21 protein-coding genes, 1 pseudogene and 1 other annotated feature are annotated in these 20,636 nt (G+C 35.1%); of the genes and pseudogenes, 12 read left to right on the top strand and 10 right to left on the bottom strand.

Annotation, left to right across the window (positions count from 1 at the left end):
• From AC3WTA_RS21460 to AC3WTA_RS21450, 3 genes and pseudogenes are all read right to left on the bottom strand, one after another.
• Nucleotides 1–379, bottom strand: a pseudogene (locus AC3WTA_RS21460) (hypothetical protein); the annotation flags it as partial.
• Between the two features lie 129 nt (nt 380–508).
• Nucleotides 509–1,291: a membrane protein insertase YidC gene (gene yidC, locus AC3WTA_RS21455; protein WP_000920517.1), complete on the bottom strand. Its 783-nt coding sequence runs from the start codon at nt 1,289–1,291 to the stop codon at nt 509–511.
• A gap of 28 nt (nt 1,292–1,319) precedes the next feature.
• Nucleotides 1,320–1,604 (bottom strand): hypothetical protein, encoded by a 285-nt coding sequence (locus AC3WTA_RS21450; RefSeq protein WP_000394931.1) that lies wholly within the window; start codon nt 1,602–1,604, stop codon nt 1,320–1,322.
• 276 nt (nt 1,605–1,880) lie between these two features.
• On the opposite strand from AC3WTA_RS21450, the gene AC3WTA_RS21445 reads away from it, so the two are divergent.
• Entirely contained in the window at nt 1,881–2,774 is an 894-nt protein-coding gene (locus tag AC3WTA_RS21445) for a YitT family protein (RefSeq protein ID WP_000530033.1), read from the top strand.
• Nucleotides 2,775–2,884: 110 nt separating this feature from the next.
• Here AC3WTA_RS21445 and AC3WTA_RS21440 read toward each other — a convergent pair whose 3' ends face one another.
• Nucleotides 2,885–3,406 carry a GNAT family N-acetyltransferase gene (locus tag AC3WTA_RS21440; protein ID WP_000406911.1) on the bottom strand — a complete coding sequence of 174 codons (522 nt, stop codon included), beginning with the start codon at nt 3,404–3,406 and terminating at the stop codon, nt 2,885–2,887.
• 461 nt (nt 3,407–3,867) lie between these two features.
• On the opposite strand from AC3WTA_RS21440, the gene AC3WTA_RS21435 reads away from it, so the two are divergent.
• Nucleotides 3,868–4,254 (top strand): DUF3938 domain-containing protein, encoded by a 387-nt coding sequence (locus AC3WTA_RS21435; RefSeq protein ID WP_001077775.1) that lies wholly within the window; start codon nt 3,868–3,870, stop codon nt 4,252–4,254.
• A gap of 258 nt (nt 4,255–4,512) precedes the next feature.
• Here the strand turns inward: AC3WTA_RS21435 and AC3WTA_RS21430 are convergent, their stop codons facing one another.
• The 4 genes from AC3WTA_RS21430 to AC3WTA_RS21415 all read right to left on the bottom strand — a co-directional run bounded on the left by AC3WTA_RS21430 (nt 4,513) and on the right by AC3WTA_RS21415 (nt 6,763).
• Complete coding sequence (locus AC3WTA_RS21430; protein ID WP_000404783.1) at nt 4,513–4,653, bottom strand: DUF3985 family protein; 141 nt, start codon at nt 4,651–4,653, stop codon at nt 4,513–4,515.
• Nucleotides 4,654–4,749: 96 nt separating this feature from the next.
• Complete coding sequence (locus tag AC3WTA_RS21425; RefSeq protein ID WP_000353764.1) at nt 4,750–5,832, bottom strand: M50 family metallopeptidase; 1,083 nt, start codon at nt 5,830–5,832, stop codon at nt 4,750–4,752.
• A gap of 12 nt (nt 5,833–5,844) precedes the next feature.
• The gene (locus tag AC3WTA_RS21420) at nt 5,845–6,552 is read right to left on the bottom strand and encodes a DUF3169 family protein (protein WP_033657711.1); all 708 of its coding nucleotides are present in this window, start codon (nt 6,550–6,552) and stop codon (nt 5,845–5,847) included.
• Entirely contained in the window at nt 6,542–6,763 is a 222-nt protein-coding gene (locus AC3WTA_RS21415) for a helix-turn-helix transcriptional regulator (protein WP_000776153.1), read from the bottom strand. The genes AC3WTA_RS21420 and AC3WTA_RS21415 overlap by 11 nt, the downstream gene beginning before the upstream one ends.
• A 164-nt stretch (nt 6,764–6,927) precedes the next feature.
• Here AC3WTA_RS21415 and AC3WTA_RS21410 point away from each other — a divergent pair, with 164 nt between their 5' ends.
• Complete coding sequence (locus AC3WTA_RS21410) at nt 6,928–7,722, top strand: hypothetical protein (protein WP_000753816.1); 795 nt, start codon at nt 6,928–6,930, stop codon at nt 7,720–7,722.
• Between the two features lie 55 nt (nt 7,723–7,777).
• Here AC3WTA_RS21410 and AC3WTA_RS21405 read toward each other — a convergent pair whose 3' ends face one another.
• Entirely contained in the window at nt 7,778–8,392 is a 615-nt protein-coding gene (locus AC3WTA_RS21405; RefSeq protein ID WP_000454765.1) for a DedA family protein, read from the bottom strand.
• 413 nt (nt 8,393–8,805) lie between these two features.
• Here AC3WTA_RS21405 and AC3WTA_RS21400 point away from each other — a divergent pair, with 413 nt between their 5' ends.
• The 5 genes from AC3WTA_RS21400 to AC3WTA_RS21380 all read left to right on the top strand — a co-directional run bounded on the left by AC3WTA_RS21400 (nt 8,806) and on the right by AC3WTA_RS21380 (nt 13,233).
• Nucleotides 8,806–9,249: a DUF3978 family protein gene (locus tag AC3WTA_RS21400; RefSeq protein WP_000388759.1), complete on the top strand. Its 444-nt coding sequence runs from the start codon at nt 8,806–8,808 to the stop codon at nt 9,247–9,249.
• A 30-nt stretch (nt 9,250–9,279) separates the two neighbouring features.
• Nucleotides 9,280–9,741 carry a L,D-transpeptidase gene (locus tag AC3WTA_RS21395; RefSeq protein ID WP_000735052.1) on the top strand — a complete coding sequence of 154 codons (462 nt, stop codon included), beginning with the start codon at nt 9,280–9,282 and terminating at the stop codon, nt 9,739–9,741.
• Nucleotides 9,742–10,105: 364 nt separating this feature from the next.
• On the top strand, nt 10,106–10,771 hold the full coding sequence (locus AC3WTA_RS21390; RefSeq protein WP_000148838.1) for a response regulator transcription factor: 666 nt from the start codon (nt 10,106–10,108) through the stop codon (nt 10,769–10,771).
• A complete protein-coding gene (locus AC3WTA_RS21385) occupies nt 10,749–12,191 on the top strand; it encodes a sensor histidine kinase (RefSeq protein ID WP_000201984.1) in 1,443 nt (480 codons plus the stop codon). The genes AC3WTA_RS21390 and AC3WTA_RS21385 overlap by 23 nt, the downstream gene beginning before the upstream one ends.
• Nucleotides 12,192–12,330: 139 nt before the next feature.
• Nucleotides 12,331–13,233 (top strand): EamA family transporter, encoded by a 903-nt coding sequence (locus AC3WTA_RS21380; RefSeq protein WP_000410504.1) that lies wholly within the window; start codon nt 12,331–12,333, stop codon nt 13,231–13,233.
• A gap of 41 nt (nt 13,234–13,274) precedes the next feature.
• Here AC3WTA_RS21380 and metG read toward each other — a convergent pair whose 3' ends face one another.
• A complete protein-coding gene (metG, locus tag AC3WTA_RS21375; protein WP_492333018.1) occupies nt 13,275–14,909 on the bottom strand; it encodes a methionine--tRNA ligase in 1,635 nt (544 codons plus the stop codon).
• Between the two features lie 51 nt (nt 14,910–14,960).
• Nucleotides 14,961–15,231 (bottom strand) — a binding site (T-box leader).
• A gap of 114 nt (nt 15,232–15,345) precedes the next feature.
• Here metG and AC3WTA_RS21370 point away from each other — a divergent pair.
• The 4 genes from AC3WTA_RS21370 to AC3WTA_RS21355 all read left to right on the top strand — a co-directional run bounded on the left by AC3WTA_RS21370 (nt 15,346) and on the right by AC3WTA_RS21355 (nt 20,621).
• Nucleotides 15,346–16,164 (top strand): class I SAM-dependent methyltransferase, encoded by an 819-nt coding sequence (locus tag AC3WTA_RS21370; protein WP_001072278.1) that lies wholly within the window; start codon nt 15,346–15,348, stop codon nt 16,162–16,164.
• Nucleotides 16,165–16,575: 411 nt separating this feature from the next.
• Nucleotides 16,576–18,270, top strand: a complete 1,695-nt coding sequence (locus AC3WTA_RS21365; protein ID WP_000878431.1) for a methyl-accepting chemotaxis protein — start codon at nt 16,576–16,578, stop codon at nt 18,268–18,270.
• 224 nt (nt 18,271–18,494) lie between these two features.
• Nucleotides 18,495–20,186 (top strand): methyl-accepting chemotaxis protein, encoded by a 1,692-nt coding sequence (locus tag AC3WTA_RS21360; protein WP_001009430.1) that lies wholly within the window; start codon nt 18,495–18,497, stop codon nt 20,184–20,186.
• Between the two features lie 117 nt (nt 20,187–20,303).
• Nucleotides 20,304–20,621 (top strand): metal-sulfur cluster assembly factor, encoded by a 318-nt coding sequence (locus AC3WTA_RS21355; protein ID WP_000082523.1) that lies wholly within the window; start codon nt 20,304–20,306, stop codon nt 20,619–20,621.
• Nucleotides 20,622–20,636: the final 15 nt, after the last annotated feature.

The raw sequence follows: 20,636 nt of genomic DNA, 5'->3' as shown, positions 1-20,636 counted from the left end.
TACCTTTCTCAGGGAATTTCACACCTAGCTTTGTTAATTCTTCTTTTGCTTGTTCACGTGTTAATTTACCGGATTTCTCTTGCTCTAAAATCGATTTCGCTTTTTCTTTCGCCTGATCATCTAGCCCTGCAAACATATCTTTCCGTTTTTCTTTCTCTGGAAGGTTTACACCTAACTCCTTCAACTGTTTCTTTGTGTCGTCCATAATCGTTTTTACTTTTTGTTTTGTAGCGTCATCCAAATCTTTTTTCGCCGTTTTTGTAGACTGCTCAGCTGCTGGAGTATTCGTTGCCGCGAATGCCGGAATACCGACTCCTCCAATGATTCCGAATGATAAAGCACCTGCAATCGCTAAATACCCAACTGTTTTCTTCTTCATAGGAAATTTCCTCCTTCATATTTCTAAAGCATGTACACTTTCGTATACAATGCCTATAGTAATGTTGGTTTCTTAACATTTCCTTAACGACTTAACAAAAAAACGCCGCTCATCCCGAGCGGCGTTGTTCTAAGCTTTTTGTAATTGTAATTCTTCACGTTCCATTATTCTTCTTAATACAATTGTTTGTGTCATTGTAAATAAATTACCCGTTATCCAGTACAACACAAGTCCTGATGGCGCCGCAAATCCCATAAATAGAATCATTGCTGGCATCATAATTTGCTGCACTTTCAGCATCTGTACTTGCTCTCCAGGTGTAATATTAGATTGGAAAACTTTCATCTGAATAAATGTCGTTAATGCTGCGATAATCGGTAATATATGATAAGGATCTGCATGTCCTAAGTTCACCCATAAAAATGAAGATGTGCGAATCTCTTCTGTTCGGCTAATCGCATAATACAAAGCAGAGAAAATCGGCATTTGTATAAAGAGTGGCCAGCAACCAGCAAGAGGATTCCAACCGCCTGATTTCATTAGTTCCGACATTTCCTTTTGATACTGCTTTTGTTTTTCAAGATCTTTACCCACATCACCGTATTTTTGTTTCAGCTTCTGCAGTTCAGGTTGCATTTTCTTCATTTTCGCTTGACTACGATATTGCGAAACAGCTAATGGGATCATTGCTGAACGAATAACGAGCGTCATAATAATGATAGCAATCCCGAAGCTAGCTCCCGGTATATGATGAGCAACAAATTGAATCATATACGAGATTGGATATACGAAATAATGATCCCAAATTCCCGTACTATGTGCATCGATTGTGCCTGCATTACTGCAGCCAGATAAAACAAAAACAAGTAATACTGATAAACTAATGAGCGCAGCTCGGTATGATTTTAACATGTTCATTCCTCCAATGTTTCGTAATTATTTAGCGAAACATTGGTGTATACGGACCGACCTCGTCATTCTCTTCACTGGATTCTTGTCTGCGCACAGAACGAATCATTCCATATTTATAAAAAATAGAGAAAAGCGATACATTACCAGTACCCTCTTCACACGTATTAACTAGTTTAAAAGCCCTTTGTCTACCGCTTGATGCTTGCTGACGCACAAAGCGAGAAACGTTAGCAAGGAAGAAAACTTCTAATAAACAAAGTGCTGTCGTTACAAACGATATATATAGAATTGCATCCTGCAATAAAAATTCCATCGCTTCACATCCTTAATAAGGTCATTTTAGCACATTCAACAAACATTCTCTATTTCCTTTTATCGTCAAAAAAGTATTTTGCATATTTTCTCAAGAAAACTATGCTAAAAAACTAATGTATTCGCTTTCTTTAGTATATTCACACGTATCCTTGTATAGGTTTAATTTGTTAGAAATTTATAAAATTTTCGCATTATAATAAAACTATTGCCAGTTTTTGAAAAAACCTTTATTCTCTTCTTGTAATCAAAAATGAATATGGAGATGAAACATACTATGGGTCAACTAGGAGACGCCGATTACGTTCCCGACACCGCCTTTTTATCCTTCCCAGCAGCTAAAACATTTCACTTAGAATTTATCATACAGTTGGTTGTTATTTTCGTAGCCTCTATTTTGTATGCAATTTCTATGAATATGTTCTTTATCCCGCATAACATGATTAGCGGTGGCTTCGCTGGTGTAGGGATGATTATCGGTTATTTAATGCACTACAATATCGGTGCACTTATCTTTTTACTAAACATTCCTCTTCTTATTTTAAGTCACTTTTACTTAGGCAAGAAGACAACCTTTTTAACAGCGTACTTTGTAGCTATATCATCGTTAGCGATGAACATTATCCCGGTACACCAAGTTTCAGACGATATTTTACTGTCTTCTGTATTTGGTGGTGTAATCTGCGGAGCAGCTTCCGGAATCATATTCCGATTTGCTTCTTCAACAGGTGGCTTTGATGTTGTTGGATTGATTGTAGCGAAACATCGAGATATTTCAATTGGAGCAATCATCTTTGGATTCAACTTAATCTTACTTGTTGCAGCAGGATTTATTTTCGGATGGGATATTACACTTTATACGTTAATTAGCCGGTTTGTAGTCAGCAAAGTTATCGATGCTGTGCATACGAAACATATTAAATTAACGATAATGACAGTTACAGAAAAAGGCGAGGAAATAAAAAGCGCACTATTGCATCACGGCATACGCGGGGTGACAATGGTAGATGCTGTCGGCGGCTATACAAACCATAAGAAAAAAATGATTTACACTGTCGTGACTCGCTATGAGTTAGGCGAAATGAAACGTATTATCCGTCAAGTGGATAACAAAGCATTCATGAACATTACTGAAACAGTTGAAATTGTCGGCCGTTTCAAACGCATATAAAAAAGGTTAATACATGAAAGGGCATAACATATTAGTCATATATAATATGTTATGCCCTTTGTTATTCAACTAACGCACCCTTTAGCATAATAAAATCACGAAGTTTATTACTACAAATCGGAGGATAGCATTCCGTATACAATGCTATCTGTCCATTCATTTTTACTCCAAAAATCTTGTATGAAATGGGCTTCCTTTCTCATGCCTATTCGTTCACACAATTTTTGTGAAGCTGTATTACGTGCATCAAGATTAGCTTGTATACGATGTACATGAAATTCATTAAATAATTTAAATACCAAACTACTTACTGCTTCTGTTGCCAAACCTCTCCCAGCTACTTCATTTGAAAAACTATAACCAATCTCAACAGTGTCTTTCATATTTGTGTACCATACGGATAAATCACCAACTACTTTAGTCTTGTATATAACTGCCAAACTTAATATTGATTCTTCAGTAAGTACATTATTTGCTAGCTTCTTATTAAATCTTTTCTGCATGTCTTCATGAGTCCACTTATTATGTAATAGGAACTTACATGTATCATCATTATTATAAATAGCAAATACATCCTGTAAATCAGTACTCTTAAAAGGTCTAATTATTAATCTTTCTGTTGTGATCTCCAAGTTAGCTCTCCTCCCTTACATTCATGCTACAAAACATTTTTTATAGTATTTAAGCCTCCTTCTTAGATCTCACCTTGATTACATATTTCATCATAATAAATTAAAATCCTTCTTCCACTAAACTGCATTGTTAATGGTATTTCCTTGCGATTTTTATTTTTTACACTTATTACAAAATCAGATAATTCTATTATTGTGGCCCTAAATGTGTTATAATGAAAGCAGACTCACAAAAAAAGAGTATATAGACTTGGAAGTTTCTCTTATTTTTACAAGCAAAAAGAAACGAGCAGTCAGGTATATTTCAAACACCATACACGTAACGGTTTAAAAAACCGATCATCTTAGTTATTCTTCCATGATCTTTTTATAAAAAGATACGTACAACTAAAATTCACTTCAATATACTATACCTACCTTTTTGACTTCCAAATCATCTTATTACATAAGGAGATGAACATATGAATCAATATATAAGATATACAATAGCTGTCCTGTTTGCTATTATCGGCGGAACAATCTGCTTCTGGACAAACACTCAGCTTGGAGAGAATATTATTTTTAATGGAATCGAAACGCTTGTAAGCGCTTCAATTTTAGGTGGATACATTTACTTCCTCTTCAATCCAGAAGAAAATGCACAAAAAACAATGTTATTAACAATGATCGGAATCGTTGGCGGATGTATTTCCTACTCAATGACTAACTATACATTACCACTTCAATTAAGCTCAGCTTTCTTCCACGGTCTATGGACTTGGTTCATTGCATTCTGCCTAGCAGACGTATTCAACCTTTTACAAGACAATGAAGAAGAGAACGGTCGCCAAATTGAAAGTAACTCGTAAGCTGGAAGATACTCTTCCAGCTTTTTTGTTTTGTTACTCTTTCCTGTTCATACCCCATCACTAAAATAAAAAGAAGCTACCCCCACGGCAACTTCTTTTCCACATACCCCATTCAGTATTCACTAAAATATATCAACGATTTTTTAAATATATCGATCATTTCTCCACTTATATCGGCGATTTTTTCATTATATCGACGCTTCGACACAGGATATCAACTTACCGACATCCTTCGACACTCAAAGCGTACAACATACCCTATCCCCCAAGCAATTTACTGCCGAACTCTACGATTAAAAAGATAACTAATAGGATCGCGAGTATCTTTAATGCCACATATGCTACTTTAAAAACAGCATAAATGAGCAAGACTATTAAAATAATCGTTAAAATTTCCATCTAGAATTCCTCCAAGCTTTGCTCTTCTTATCTTATTTTACTCGCCACAGACTTTTTATGAAACGGCAGAAGACGACATAGAAAAAAGAGGATACCTTACCCATCGTAAGATACCCTCTCTTTCAACTGCTCAAACCATTCTCTCTCTAATTGTAAATATCCCAGTTCATTCTTTTCAGCATTCTGTAATTCTTTATCGGCTTTCTTCATATACATACGGGAAGCTTCTAAATCATTCTCTGCATATGTAACAATTGCTTGTGCTCGATAATACCCATGTAAGTCTATTTTTGTAATGGCCTTCCAATGTTCCTTCGCTTCTTGCAGAGAAAGACGATCCATCTCATAAAGAGCTTTATATAAAAGATACCAACTATGAAAACTACTAACGAAAAATTTATTTTCTTTCGTTACAGGGAGTTTCACGATTTGTTCTACATACGGTATCGCTTTTTCCATTCCCTTTTGATCCGACCGGGCAAGGAAGACAAGCATAAGTCCGCTCATGATCTCTCTTATACTTTTATGTTCTTTTATTTTATCTTCGGTAAGTTCTACTAATCTCTTATCCCAATCTTTCGGCCTCTTATAACTAAATAACTCACTTGATACTTGAATATTATATAAATGCTGCCTCGCCTTTCCATCATCTTTAATTAAAATGAGAAATTGCATACCATCGCTCATAAGTGTTCCTTTTATCGGCACGATTGTAACCGCAAAAATGATAAAATGGAAAACAGAAAAATATAACAGATATTGATAATAACTCACCATGTATATGTAACCAAAAGTAATACCAAATAGGAAACTTGTAATTGGCCCACCTAAAGTCATCCATGCCCATTTTTTCGAAAGGTTCGGTGTTACTATAGAAGGCGGTATTAACATTGCCACGCCTCCGAAGTACGCCCATAATTTATTTTCTCGAATACGTACTTTCCCCTTCTCTTTTTGAACAGTAATAGGCCCTACTGTCATAAATTTAAATGTCAAACCACCCATTACGCCGAATATGACATGTCCTAACTCATGAATGATTACCACTAACAGAAAAATAGCCAATAATACCCATATGTTCAACATTGTTTCTAATTTTCCAGTTCGGATTACTCCGTATAAAATGGACAGAATTAACGCCACTGTCAGTGAACCAGCTGGCCTTCTTAAAATATCCACCTTTTTCTCCCCTTAATAAATCATTTTTCTATGCATTTCGTACATGAATTTTCCAAGATGCAATATCCAAATAAATGAGATTAAGCCAATTAATACAAAATCGATATCACTAGCCGCTGTATATATAACGGCAGCCCACCATACATATGCTAATATTGTATTCGTAAATTCATACGCTTTATATCCAGCCTCATGCACAATGTGCTTTAATCCTTCATCTGCATTTTTCGTCCACATTTTCATAGATTCTATATACGTTACACCTTGTTCAGGATATAGCTTGTTATAACGATTTTTTGTTATGAGCCCGATAACCACTACAATAGTTAAACAGAAGATAGAAGCTACTAAATTCCACACTGCAAATGAAACATTTGTATCCTGCAACAGTGCACGTCTACATGTAATAACTGCATATACAAACCATGCCTGCGTAACTATATCACCTACACGTAAATATATACTTATAATGCCTAATTTTCTGCCTTGTACGCTCTCTTCTTCATCGCGTGCCTCCGCTAACATACGTGTATTCTTCCAAGTGTAGTACATCATTAAAATTCCAAAAATAGTACATACACCTATAAATGTATTAGATGATAATTCTCTCGGTTCATCCGAGAGTAAATTTAAAGCTATATAAGATGTTAAAAAGCCACCCATCATACTTAATGCTATTTTCCCCACAAAATCAAATTGTTTTTTTCGTTTACTCTTCATCATCCTCTTCCCCCTCCACTAACGCAAATATTTCCTCCACCGGTACTTTGAAAATGTGTGCGATTTTTAACGACAATACAATAGATGGTGCATAATCCCCGCGCTCAATTAAACTAATCGTTTGCCGTGATGATCCTATCGCTTTCCCTAAATCCCCTTGTGATAAACGATGCTTTGCTCGCAATTCCCTCACTCGATTTTGAAGCTTCATGTCTTCCCTCTTTTTCATTTATTTAATTAAAATTGTAAATAACATCTTTATTTTTGTCAATTATAATTGTCATTACGACTATAATAATTGACAAAAATAAAGATGTATTATGATGAAAATAACTTATATAATGAATGTGAAATATTAAACAAAGGAGGTTCCATATGAAGAAAACATCTACCTTTTCTTACATTCTTACTAAGCTTACAGCAGCTTTATTATTATTTTTATTACTTATTAGCACGCTTCTCTTAACAACTAGTCAACAAACATTATATAGTTTCTTAGCTGGATTACGAGAACTACTATATGTTCCCTTCGTTCCTATTCTTGCGGCATATGCAATTTTTTGTTCTATTTGCATCGATAAATTGAAATTAAAAACATATACAAGACTGAAGACATTATGCCTTTATATTTTTTGCGGCTATTTATTTTCTCTTCCATTCCTAATGTTTAAAGAAGCTAGTCTAATACAGTTCTTGTTTCTCGGATCAATTGGAGCAGTGTGTTCTCTTTTTTTCTACTTATGTGCAGTTATAGCAACAAAACTTAAGTGGATACAATATGTCGTGCCAGGCATTATGCTTATTATATTTATCACAATCAACTTTATCGATCTAGAAAAGGTTGGAACATCAAAAGAACAATGGCTCGAAACAAAAACAGAAAACTCTTTCGAAGCATCTTTTCAACATTTTAGTGGTGAACATAAAGTCCCCATTGAACTAAAACGAGGTGACATATTAGAATTTACCATTGAATCACGAGCTGAAAATCCGGATGGCTACATGGGAGCCGTAAAAATGGCTAGTGAGTTTCAAGAGGAAGAAAATTATTTAGCTTCAAACGGTCCTAATGCATACCAATTTGCAGCAATTAAGACGGGAACGTATTACATTATAGTTAATGGCAATAAGTTAAAAGGAAAGTTGAGAATAGATTGGAATATAAAATAAAAAGGCAGTGCGTTTGCACTGCCTTCCTAAATTTTGACATAGAATGGATTTCATATTAACTTGCGTTTTGTAACAATACTCGTTTCAACTGTTTGCGGAAACGAACACCTAACGTAATTGCTACAATCACAATCACTCCAAAAATAATTTTACCGATGTGACCTTCTAACACTCCAAAAATATCATGTAAGTTGCCACCTAACCAGTAACCACCGATTAAGAAGAATGATACCCAAAATAGAGCACCTGAGTAAATTGTAATTGCAAAACGACGGAATGGTAAGTTAATAATTCCTGCAAAGTATCCTGTAAAATGACGTACACCAGGAATAAAGAAACCGATAAAAATCAGGAAGTATCCATACTTATCAAACCACATTCTTGTTAAGTCGATTTTTCTTTGTGTTAAAAATACGTATTTCCCATACTTTTGAACAAAGGGCATACCTAATTTATTTCCTAAAAAGTATTGAATTGTCATTCCTACACTTGTCCCAATAAAGGATAGGATAATTAAAATCGGTAAACTTAAATCGCCCTTCTGCGCTAAAAATCCTGCATATGCTAACGTTGGCTCTCCCGGAAAAGGAAGTGCAATATATTCTAACAGCAAACCAACAAGTACAACATAGTACCCGTATTGCTGAAATAATTCATGAATCCATTCCATGTCATCTCTCCTTTCAATCACGTACAACTTCTTACTATTATTGTATAAAAAAATTGTCGAAATAACTATCACAATAGCTTACATTTTTATTACATTTTTGTAAGGCTCACACTAAAGTTTTCTGTTCTTTATTTACTTCTATGTACGTTCATTTAAAAACAACTTAACAAATATATACCGTGAGAAACCTGGCCTTAATATACATTTTTCATCCAGTTTTTAACACTTAAAAATCACCTTATTTCGTTCTCAATAAAAAACCACTACAAACTCATACTAACTTCATATTAGCTTCATATACGTATTGTAAGATTATAGCGGAATTTGTTGAAAAATTTAACTAATATATTACTAATCATTAAATTGAATAAATATAAGTCGCTTTTCGAAATTAAAAAAAGGGTGAATAAGAAATGGAAGCTTATAAAATGCACGATTTTATTAATACAAATGTTGAATCTCACCAAAATGAAACCGTTTTTAATTTACACATATGTGAAACAAGTGAATTTGACGTAAGTTTAACAAAATCTACAACACTGTCTTTTATCGTTTCAAAAAAGAACATTAAGATTGTTACGAAAAAATGGATTAATTCAAATCAAGAAAGCATGATTGGTAAAAGTTACATCATTCCAACGAAAGCTTTCCACTACTTCTTACCAATTATTTCTGAAACTGAAGATGAGCTAAATATTCAAGTTCAAAGTTTTGGACTACATGGTGAACTTTTACTAAATGAAAGATTACTTATTGATAAAAACAACAAACAAAATCCAAAGATTACTACCTTCTTTGAAACATTAGATGAAAATGTAAATAAAGTATTACGAGGATTGCAAATTCAGTGTATGTAAGACTATTACAATAGTAAAAAGGAGAATATAATGAAAAAACTATTATTAAGCGCACTATTATCATTAGGATTTTTAACTATTCCATTCACAAATGCTGAGGCAGCTACAACGAACGATCAACTGATTGTAAACACGCAGTTAAATAAAATGGATTATTATCAAAATGGAAAATTTATAAAGAGTTTTACTGTCGCTACTGGAAAAGCAGCTACTCCTACACCTAAAGGTACTTTTCAAATCGTAAATAAAATTAAAAATCGTCCTTATTATACAGGCAAAATTAAAGGCGGCGATCCACGTAATCCACTTGGTGACCGTTGGCTCGGACTAAACATGGCAGGAACTTACGGAACAACTTATGCGATTCATGGTACGAACAATAATCAGGCAATTGGCAAATGGACAACACTAGGTTGCATTCGTATGTATAACAATGATATACACTGGTTATTTGAGCGTATTCCCCAGCAGGCTACTGTCACTGTAAAATAACCTAACAACACGATTTACGTGTAGCCAAGAATTTTATATCTTGGCTTATTTTATTTCTTCATTTACAGTAGCAAAACAACTGTATTTACATATATAATAGGGATAGATTGTATTAAGTAACATCTAAACATTGATAAACATGGATATTAAAATTATACAGTTATAATATTTTATAAATTTTACAATACATACTATAATAGAATTACTGTAATTCTTAAATATTCAGTTTCACTAAACAACTCCCCTTGCTACTTTCATGATTATTTTATGGCGGGGGCTTATTATATGTATAAACAATCTGAGTCATCGGAAAAATGATGAATTCGAATATTGCAGTAAAAAGCGTTATTTAGGAGGTGTTACTATGACGCATATACTGGTGATTGAAGACAACCCAGATATACAAGAACTAATTCGTGAATTTCTAATGGCACAAAACTTTACCGTTGATGTCGTTGGCGCTGGAACAGAAGGCATTCTTCTTTTCCAAAAAAATTCATACGATCTTGTCCTCCTTGATGTGATGTTACCAGATATAGATGGCTATAGTATTTGTAAAATTATGCGAGGACAATCTGATGTACCGATTATTATGTTAACAGGCTTACATAATGAAGAAAGTGAAATTAAAGGATTTGAATTAGGTATTGATGACTATATTACGAAACCGTTCCATTACACCGTATTTATTAAACGTGTAGAAGCTGTATTAAGAAGGGCAGCAACGAAGGAAGCAGAAACTGCAACTATACTACAATTCCGTGAATTGATGTTAAATTCTACAGCATATGCCGCTTATGTTCATGGTAATCAAATTGAATTAACAACAAAGGAATTTGAAATTATTTATACTTTACTGCAAAATCGGGGAAAAGTATTATCAAGAAGTGATTTACTGAATAAGGTATGGGGCTATGAACATTATGGTGATGTAAGAGTTATAGATACACATATTAAAAACTTAAGAAAAAAATTAGGGATTCCTTATATTAAAACGGTGAAAGGCATTGGCTACAAAATCGAATCGTAGCACAGACAACATCACCAAAAATATTTTCATCAAAACCTTATTATTTTGTATTCTTTTATCACTTTGTCTTTATCAAATTATTTACTTCCTAGCTTCAAACTACGATAAAGAACGTTTTGCAAAAGAAAATGGAGCGCTGTCTACAGAACAAGCGGATTCAGACAAACAAAACGACCAAAGTAAAACGAATCAAAATAAAGCTGTATCACAGGGAGACATTTTTAATTTCCAATCTTCTATTATAGATTATAAATCACTCTCTACAGCTATCAATCATCTTTTGCAGCCTAGCCAAACTGCAAAAGCAAAAGAACATACACAAAGTAGTACGGGGAAAAATAGCACTTCTGCTCCACTTACAGAGATGGAAAAGCAAGTCGCTACTAATGATGCCTTACATAAACAAAATGCAGCAAGTAAAACAAATGATGCACAAGATAATCCAAAATTAACAGATGTACTGCAGCAATTAGCTCCACATATTGGCGCGACAATGCTTGCATTATCTTTACTCGGATCTTTAATTTATACAAAACTAATTGCCAAACCTTTTCAATTTATGAGCGATGCTTTAAAAGATATTATGAATCTTGATTTCTCAGATAAAAAGCTACTTAACAAAAATACAGACCAAACTGATTTTAATTTACAAGTAGCTGCTTCACAGGTCCCAAATATCGTGAAGAATTTACATGCAAGCAATCAAGATTTAAGAAACGAGCTCAAGAGAGAACAACAATTAGAACAATCTCGTAAAGAATTTATGTCTATGGTATCCCATGAATTAAAAACACCAATCGCAGCCGTTATGGGACAACTAGATGGCATGATTCACGGAATTGGAGCTTATAAAGATAGAGATAAATATTTAAAACGTTCCTATGAAATGATGCAAGATATTAACATATTAACGGAAAAAATGTCGGAATTATCCAAAATACAAAACCCTCAATTTAAACCTGATTTAAAAGTTATCTCATTAACTACTATTATTGAGGATGTTATGAAGAAAGTAGATTACTTTGTATCTGTAAAGCAATTAAATGTTCAATCTAACATTAAGCAAGATGTACAAATTTTAGCTGACCCTAAATTTATTCAAACTGCTATTTTTAACATTATTTCAAATGCAATTCATTACACAATTGACCATCAGCATGTATATATAAAGCTTTATGAAAAGCCAAACGGTTACGCATTAGAAGTACTAAATACAGGTTCACAAATAGATGAAGATAAACTTGCCCATTTATTTGAACCATTCTATCGCGCAAACCCTGACAAACACGGCTTAGTACAAGGTAGTGGTCTTGGGTTATACATTGTAAAACAAATACTAGATAAGCATCAGTTTCCTTATGGGATACAAAACACACCTCAAGGTGTAAAATGCTCCATTGTATTTCCAAAAGCAATGTAAAAACCTACTACAATTTCATACCCCAAATTCATACTTCGTATGAGTGGCGGAATTTTGTAGAGTGTCTTACTCTGTTTCGTTCGCCCGTTGTCCTTATTTGGATAGCGGGCGTTTTTTATTATTTAAAAGGAGGATTTTCATGGAGAAATTTAAGTATTCATTACTTGTTTTATTCGGAGCTTGTAGCTACGGCGTACTTTCAACGATTTTCAAACTCGGATTCATTGATGGATTTTCAGCACATCAACTATTAGGAGGACAATATGTCTTCGGATGGATTGGGCTTCTTCTGCTCGTTCTTTTCGTTTCACGTCATAAAGTAACAAAAAAGCAATTCTTTTCCTTACTAACAGTTGGCACAACAATGAGTATGACTGGTATCTTCTACGCTATTTCTGTAGAAGAACTACCAGCATCTATCGCTGTTGTCCTACTCTTCCAGTTCACATGGATTGGTGTAGTTATAGAAGCAATCGCTAATCGAACATTACCAAGCCGTGAGAAAGTTATATCTATCATTATTTTATTTACTGGAACATTGTTTGCAGGCGGTGTCTTTGAAGGTCTCGGACAAAACTTTTCCACGAAAGGTATTATCTTTGGTCTATTAGCCGCTGTCTCTTTTTCATTCTATGTTTTTGCAAGCGGGCGTGTTGCTACAGAAGTTCCGCCTTATACGAAAAGCTTTCTTATGACAACAAGTGCTACTCTTATCGTATGCCTATTCTTCCCGCCAACCTTTTTAACGGATGGTGCCCTGCAAACCGGTCTTTGGAAATACGCTTTCTTCCTCGGATTGTTCGGCGTTGTCGTACCTGTCATTTGTTTTTCAATTGGTGTACCGAAAGTAGGAACAGGACTTAGTACAATACTAGGAGCAGCTGAATTACCAACGGCCATTATCGCTTCTATTACACTTGTACATGAAGTCGTAACCTTCATGCAGTGGATTGGGATCATCTTTATACTACTTGGCATTTTCACCCCTCAGCTGCTTACGGCTAGGAAAGAAAAGAAACATAGTAGCGTGCATAGTGCGTAACAAAAGACCTTTCATTGATTTGAAAGGTCTTTTTCTCTATCTCACTTTACTGCTCCATATAGCTTTTCTATCTCATGCTCGATTTGTTTTACATCGATTCGTTCAAATAGTGGCTGCACACTATCAATTCTATTCGGCAACGTGTTTTGAGGCTCCCAATTTCGGTTCACAATCGATAACGTGTTTCTAACTCTTTCACTTGAAAATGGTAAAAACGGTTCAAGGAGATTTGCAAAATTAGCGATAAGATACACACAGTTATAAATCGTTTCTTCGCATGAAGCTGGATCATCTTCTCGTTGTTTCCAAGGCTGCCTCTCATCAAAGTATTTATTTGCAAAACGTACGGCATCAAATATTGTTTCTAGCGCCACCTTAAATTTAGTTTGCTCAATCAACTCTCCTACATTTATATATAATCCTTCTACCTTCTCTTTCAGCTCTTCATTAATAATTCCATTCGGCACAATGCCATCATAATATTTTTCAATAAACTTTAATGTCCGGTTCACAAAGTTCCCGTATGCACCTAACAATTCACTATTATGACTGTAAATGAATTCACGCCATGAAAAATCAGTATCACGATTTTCTGGTGCATTTACTGTTAAAAAGTAACGAATAGAATCTGGATTGTAACGTTCTAATATGTCAGGCACCCATACTGCCCAGTTTTTACTCGTAGATAACTTTCTTTTTTCAACTGTTAAATATTCATTCGAAACGATATGACGAGGAATGGCTCCTTCTCCTATTCCAAGCAATACCGCTGGCCAAATGATGGAATGAAATGGAATATTATCCTTTCCGTGCACATAATATGTTTTCGCTTCTCTATCCCAAAACTCTTGATCATCTTTCCCTGTTTCTTCAGCCCAATGTTTACTCGCCGAATAATATCCTGTCACTGCTTCAATCCATACGTAAATTTTCTTATCTTCATACCCTTCTACTGGAATTGGTACCCCGATTGGTAAATCACGTGATACGGCCCTATCTAGTAATCCTTCCTTTACATATCTCTCTGTTAGTTGAATCGCATTGTCACGCCATGCCCCTGTTTGCTTTGCGATTTCTACAGCCCTTTTAATTTGCTGCTGAAATGTATGCAATGCGAAATAGAAATGCTCTGTTTCCTGTATCGATGGCGTACTACCACATAACTTACATTTCTTTTCTAGCAAATCGAGTGGATCTAAAATAGCTGCACACGCATCGCATTGATCTCCTCTTGCTGCTTCATGGCAATGTGGACAAATGCCTTCTACATAACGATCAGGTAAAAACTGCGTACATGCTTCGCAATACGCTTGTTCCACTGTCCTTTTATAAATATAATCTTCTTCTAATAAACGTAAAAAAACTTTTTGAACAGTTTCATGATGGTGCTCGCTATCTGTACGTGTATAGCAATCATACGTAAAACCAAGTTTATGAAAACATCGCTGGAATTCTTCATGATACTTATCAGCAATTTCCTTCGCCGTCACACCTTCTTGTTTTGCCCTAATTGCAATCGGTGTTCCATTACAATCACTTCCCGAAACATACAACACATTCTCACCTTTTGCCCGGTAATAACGTGCTAAAATATCTCCAGGTAACAAACTCGCAATATGTCCAAGATGTAACGAACCATTTGCATACGGCCAAGCGCCTCCAATAAAAATACTCATCTTACATTCCTCCTTTTAAATATAAAAAAGCCCCGCCCTTATCTTAAAAAAGATAAGGGCGGGGCTTTATAAACAGTCGCGGTACCACCTTATTTCGCCAATTACTCACATAATTAGCCTTAACAAGTACGGAGCTATATGCTCTTATACTGTGGTTTTGATAACGAGTACCAACTCTCGTCACCGCCTACTATTATCATTTGATAAGTTCAGGACGAAGCTCAAAGGCCATTGTTCAAATGAATATTCTTGCTTCTTCTCAGCTACCGAAGCTCTCTGGACAGAATGATTTCATTCTACTTTTCCTTTTCAACGCTTTTATATATAACACGTATTTTACGACTTAATTGCAGAAAAATCAAACTTAAATTCAAAAAGAAAAGGAAATCCCCTTCTCCTGCAGAATAACTATACGTTCACAAAAGGAGTGATACGATTGAATCAAAAACAACTAAGCACACGTAATGAAAAAAGCTGGAATGCAGCTGCTTATGAAGCTTGGACGAATCGCCACGGGGCACCAGCCGATTATGCAAAAAAGCTTATGAAAGATCCCGTGCGCGAAGTAGAACACTATTTACCTTACATACAATCTCCAAAAGGAAAACGTATTATTAACTTACTCGGGTCAAAAGGAAATAAAGCCGTTGCTCTCGCTCTTTTAGGCGCTGATGTAACAGTTGTTGATATTTCAGCAAGTAATGCAAAATATGCAAATGAACTTGCGGAAGCAGCAGGTGTCTCTATCCAGTATGTCGTTTCTGATGTACTAAATGTGCAGCTCTCCGAATCATTTGATATCGTATTACTGGAACTTGGTGTACTCCATTACTTTCTAGATTTAAAACCGCTCTTTCAAAAAATTGCTACCATGCTTAAAGGAGATGGAACGCTTATCCTTCGTGACTATCATCCTGTTTACACGAAATTATTAGGAGTAGACCACCCATCATTTCGGGCCAATGGAAATTATTTCGATGAAGAATTGATTGAAGATGATGTGGCTTATAGCATCCTTCTTACAGAAGCGCAGAAAGAATCATTGCCTAAAACAACCATCCGTCGCTGGACGCTAGGAGAAATTATTACAACACTTGCACAAGAACATTTTAAAGTTGAAAAACTAATTGAAGAACACGGGTCTCATCAAAGGTGGGTCTTCCCTCCTACTGCACCGGAAGGAATTGAAGAACATATACCAGGTCTATATACATTAATTGCGACAGCATGCAAAAAAGGATCCCTTCACGGATAGGATCCTTTTTGCATGCTCACGCATATAAGTTGAGGTTGGAGATTACCATAATTCTGTAGAATAGGACACAAGATATTTCAACATTTCGTCTCTGACTTACGTCGTCAAAAAGGGGTATGACCAACATAACGAAGAGTAATGTTACAGTTGATAGTGATAATCGTTATCAACTAATTAGAAGTATACATGATGTTATTTCAAATTACAATAGCATTTCTCATTTTTATTTATGAACTTTTTGATATACAAATGTATACATTTTAAGAACATTTACTCATATTAATCTGCCATCTTCCATTATCTGCTATAATTTTCATTGAACAGATTAATAACTTCATAATGGTGTTTTTATTAATGTCGTTCTTAATATTTATAAATCATAATAAATAGTTTTTAAAGGTAGGGATAACGATGAAATATGTTAGTATTCGCAAAAAACTACTGTTCACACTCTTAAGCATTTCTTCTTTATTTAGTATTGCTCTTATTGTTATTCTTTCATTCGCTATGAACCAAGCAAGCGAAATTGAAACGTTAAAAAATGATGTATCTAAACGAGCAACAATTTTAAAAGAACGTGGTGATTGGTTCCAAGCACAAGTTGCCGGTTTACAAGAATATTTACTGTCACATGATCAAAAAGGATTGGATAAATTCAACCGAGAAGGAAAAAAACTTGCTGATACTAGAGAGAAAGTAACAAGTGATAAAAAACTCCCAGAAGGAATGAAAGAAGCGATTTTAATGGGAGCAAAATGGCGAAGCGTCATAGATAATGAAGCCCTCCCTCTCGCTCGCGAAGGAAAATGGGACGAAGCATCCAAAATCGCTTTAGCTCAAACCGATTATGTAAACAATCTTTTAAGCCGTTTTACTAAATATGCAAATGAAGAAAATGATAAACGTGACGCATTAATTGCTGACGTAGAGTCTTCTTCATCTCTTATTCAATATATTATTTTCTTCTCTCTCATTACATGTACGTTAACATCTATTTTATTAGCATGGTGGTTCTCTGGTAAACTCGTTAAACCGATACGACAAATTGATGAGAAATTAAAAGAATTAGCCTCTCAAGATGGCGATTTAACTGCTAGATTACACGTAACGAGTAAAGATGAAATTGGTGATATCGCCAATTCCTTTAATCAAATGCTCGCTAACTTACAACGTATCATAAAACAAGTGCAACAAACATCAACAAGTGTAAAAGAAGCGTCTGAAAATGTGTTTATCGAAACCACTGCTTCTATGGAAAATACAGCAAAAACCGAAGAAACTATGAATGCTCTTGAGTATAATATTCGTTCACAAGTTTCAAGTATCGAAGAAAGTTCAACTGCAATGGACGATATGACAACGAGTGTTCAGCGTATTGCAGAATCTGCCTCCTCTGTTGCTAGCCTAGCTGTTACAACTTCAGAAAAAGCAGATAGTGGGAATAAAGTCATTGAGAAATCTATTACACAAATGCATACAATTAACGAAGCTGTTAACGCTACATCACAAGTAGTAGAGCGACTCATTACACATACGAATCATATTGATACTGCACTTCAATCCATTTCTAATATCGCGGAACAAACGAATTTACTCGCTTTAAATGCTTCAATTGAAGCAGCTCGTGCTGGCGAACATGGAAAAGGATTCGCCGTTGTTGCCGATGAAGTACGAAAACTTGCTGAACAATCTCAGCTAGCGGCAACTGACATTAACCATTTACTTCATCAAATTCAAGCTGACACAAAAATAGCAAATGAAATGATGACACAAGGTCAGTCAGAGGCTTCGGAAGGAATTACAGTCATTCGTACCGCTGGATCTTCATTCTCGGAAATTGTTAATTACATTAACAAAGTCTCTACACAAATGCAAGAAATGTCTGCAACTGCTGAAGAAATGGCCGCAAGTTCAGAAGAAATGAATGCAGCTTTAAATAACATCGCCTCTATTTCAAATGAAGTTGCCGCCGAAACATCACAAACAGCAACTTCGGCTGGTGACCAAGTAAATAAAATGAGTGTCGTTGCTAAAAAAGCTTCTGAAATGAAAACGACCGTACAAGAACTTGAAGTTCTCGTTTCTCATTTCAAAACAACCGTTTAAAGCGAAACTTTCATTTATCCTTTTATAAGCTTCAAATTATTAAAAAGAGAGATTTACAGTCTCTCTTTTTTCACCTTAAAATATCTCTTTCTATCTCTCATTCCGTCTGCTATAATTCCTAAAGGAAAGAAGAAAGCTTTATTCCCGACGGAGTAAAGCTTTCTTTCAATTTTTTGCATTTGTTAATTCAAATACTAAGATTTCACAAGGAGGCTTTTTATCATATGAATTTTATTAGCATTCGAAAAAAACTAATGTTCATGATGGGAACGATTTGCGCTTTATTTGGCATCGCCTTAGCTTTTATTTTATTTTTTGCTATTGACCAATCTCGTAAAGCTGAAACATTACAAAAAGAAATTTCTCCTCTGGCAACAGAATTGAAAGAGCGTGGAGACGCTTATCAAGTACAACTTTCTGCTTTAAGAGGTTATTTACTACAACACGATCAAGTAGAATTAGACAAGTTTAACGAGATGAGTAAACGTCTGGAGGATTCAAAAGATAAACTTCTTTCTAATCCAAATATTTCTCAATCCGTGAAAGATACAATGAATTTAGGGTCCACTTGGAGAAAATTTATTGAAGAAAAAGTCTTCACCCTTGCAAAAGAACAAAAATGGGAAGAAGCTTTACAAGTGGCTTCTACAGAGAATGGCTCTGTTTATAAAGTAATTGGTGATTTCACAAATTACAGTAATGAACAAGCTAAGTTACGTGATCAATCTATCAAAAAAATTGATCAATCTTCACTACAAATTGAATATGTTGTCTTCTTATCACTTGTTATTTGTATTATCGTAGCTATCATTCTTGCATGGTGGTTCTCTGGTAAGCTTGTAAAACCAATTCAACAAATTGATAGTAAACTAAAAGAATTATCATCTCAAGAAGGTGACTTAACAGCCCGCCTACAGGTAAATAGTAATGATGAAATTGGTGCGATTGCAACATCATTTAATAAAATGTTAGAAAACCTACAACATATTATTAATCGTGTTCAAAAAACATCCGTAGAAGTACAAAACGCTTCTGAAAATATGCTAGAAAAGACGAATATATCACGCGAGGCAACAATAAGAGTTCAAAGCTCGATGTCTAGCTTGAATGCAAATATTCAATCGCAAGCCTCTAGTATGGAAGAAAGCTCAACTGCAATGGACGATATGACAGTAAGCGTTCAGCGTATTGCTGAATCTGCTTCATCTGTAACTGAACTTGCTGTAACTACATCTGAACAGGCTAACGATGGAAGTTCAGTTATTCAAAAATCCGTTTCACAAATGACCACGATACACGACGCGGTAAATGCTACGTCAGAAGTGGTCGAACGTCTAATTACCCACACGAAATATATTGATACAGCTGTACAATCTATTTCTAATATCGCAGAACAAACAAACTTACTTGCTTTAAATGCATCTATCGAAGCAGCTCGTGCTGGCGAACAAGGAAAAGGTTTCGCTGTCGTAGCTGACGAAGTTCGAAAACTTGCGGAACAATCTAAAACAGCGGCAACAGATATTAACCAATTACTACATCAAATTCAACAAGACACTGAAACTGCAAGTTCTATGATGTCACAAGGTCGTTCGGAAGCATTTGAAGGTATTCATGTCATTCGTGAAGCTGGCAACTCTTTCACAACGATTGTGGAACAAGTAAATAAAGTATCTACTCAAATGCAAGACATCTCAGCAACCGCTGAGGAAATGGCTGCAAGCGCTGAAGAAATGAACGCTTCACTGAATAACATCGCTTCTATTTCGACTGAAGTATCTAGTGAAACAGCGGCAACAGCACAATCTGCTGAGAAAAAAGTCATTACGATGAATGAGATGACACAAACTGCTAAACAAATGAAACAAACAGTTGAAGAATTAGATCAACTCGTATCTCATTTCAAAACTGAATAGCTTTCAAAAAATATTCCTCTTCCAAGAGGAATATTTTTTTGAGCTCATTCCCTGCATTATATATATATATCCGTTATAATGAGAATCGATATCATTAATATGCAGGGGGTGCTACACATGTCACAACAAGCATTTGAAGAAAAGTTATATGCAAACTTAGAAGCTGTTATTGACCCTGAACTAGGTGTTGATATTGTTAATCTTGGATTAGTTTATGACGTTACAGCAGATGAAAATAATAATGCTGTCATTACGATGACGATGACTTCTATCGGTTGTCCAATGGCTGGGCAAATTGTATCAGACGTAAAAAAGGTATTATCAACGAACGTACCTGAAGTCAATGAAATAGAAGTAAATGTCGTTTGGAATCCGCCCTGGTCTAAAGAACGCATGTCACGTATGGCGAAAATCGCATTAGGTATTCGTGACTAAATAAAGAAAGACCTG

The sequence above is a fragment of the Bacillus sp. EB106-07-01-XG149 genome (genome assembly GCF_058791555.1).
The sequence above is the reverse complement of the archived record's forward strand: the minus strand, read 5'-3'. Positions and strand labels throughout refer to the sequence as shown.